This window comes from Mycobacterium sp. NGS67 (genome assembly GCF_059812185.1).
On the sequence record NZ_JCALCF010000081.1, the window covers coordinates 1 to 820 of the forward strand.

The window sequence follows — 820 nt, forward strand, 5'->3', positions numbered from 1 at the left end:
GTGCGGCTGGGACGTGACTACTACGTGCGGGTGGCCGGCAACGACTACTCCGTGGACCCGAGTGCGATCGGTCAACTCGTCGAGGTGAGCACCACCTTGACTCAGGTGGTGGTGACCCGGGCGGGGCGCGTACTGGCGGCCCATGACCGCTGCTGGGCGGCGCGACAAACCCTGACCGACCCCACCCACGTCGCGACAGCTGCAGCGTTACGTCAACAGTTCCAAACCGGCCCACCACCGGCGGCAGGTGATCACCCGGTGCGTGATCTGGCCGACTACGACCGCGCGTTCGGTGTCGACTTCACCAGCAACACAGTCACTTCCGATGGCGAGGTGGCGTGACCATGGCCGAAGATCCGATCAAGGCTGTCCTGCACTACGCCCAAGCCCTCAAGGCGCCACGCATCCGCGACTCCGCTGCCCGACTGGCCGAGCAAGCCCGCGACGCCAACTGGACTCATGAGGAGTATCTGGCGGCGGTGCTGTCCCGGGAGGTCGCCGCCCGCGAGGCCTCCGGTGCGGCGACCCGCATCCGCTCGGCAGGGCTCCCCACCCGCAAGTCGTTGGAGGACTTCAACTTCGATCACCAACCGGCCTTGAACCGGGACATGGTCGCCCACCTGGGCACGGGTGCGTTCCTGGCCAAGTCCCGCAACGTGGTGCTGCTCGGCCCACCGGGAACCGGCAAGACCCACCTGGCCATCGGATTGGCCATCAAAGCCGCCCAGACCGGACACCGCATCGCCTTCGCCACCGCAGTGGACTGGGTCGCTCGCCTCAAAGCCGCCCACAACGCCGGCCGACTGCCCGCCGAGCTAGC

The 820-nt window shown here is 67.9% G+C and carries 2 protein-coding genes; both read left to right on the top strand.

From position 1 onward, the window contains the following. Positions 1 to 342: Mu transposase domain-containing protein (locus tag AC5Y4D_RS27310; RefSeq protein WP_500038775.1), on the top strand; the 342-nt coding region annotated here is incomplete at its 5' end. A gap of 2 nt (positions 343 to 344) precedes the next feature. Next, the coding region (locus AC5Y4D_RS27315; RefSeq protein ID WP_500038776.1) for an ATP-binding protein at positions 345 to 820 on the top strand (476 nt) is incomplete at its 3' end.